General features: G+C 71.1%; 1 protein-coding gene. It reads left to right on the top strand.

What is annotated here, in order from left to right:
* Positions 1–336, top strand: a 336-nt coding sequence (locus tag IG84_RS38570) for a hypothetical protein (RefSeq protein ID WP_037801483.1), incomplete at both ends; no start/stop codon positions are given.

The following is a 336-nucleotide window of genomic DNA, read 5'->3' as shown; positions in this document are numbered from 1 at the left end:
AGTCCGAGGGGTTCGCGCAGTTCGTCGCCCTGGCGCGTGAGGGCGCGCAGGAGCTCGGCACGCTCGCCCAGGCCGCCCTCAAGCTCATCGTGGCGCTGGCGCCGATCATCGGTATCGCGGCGCAGGTGTCGCTGTTCCTGGCGCGGATCATCAACTCTCTGCCGCCCGAGGCGGTCAACGTCCTGGCGGGCGCGATCCTCGGCGCGGTCGTCGCCTTCAAGGCCTTCAAGGCCGCCTCCTCGGCGGTCAAGACCGTCTCCAGCATGATGAACTCCCGCCTCGGGCAGGTCGCCCGCCGGTGGGTGACCACGGCGGCGACCGCCATCAAGTCCGGCG

It is taken from the genome of Streptomyces ochraceiscleroticus (assembly GCF_000720485.1).
In the GTDB taxonomy this organism is placed as follows: Bacteria; Actinomycetota; Actinomycetes; order Streptomycetales; family Streptomycetaceae; genus Streptomyces; species Streptomyces ochraceiscleroticus.
The sequence above is the reverse complement of the archived record's forward strand: the minus strand, read 5'-3'. Positions and strand labels throughout refer to the sequence as shown.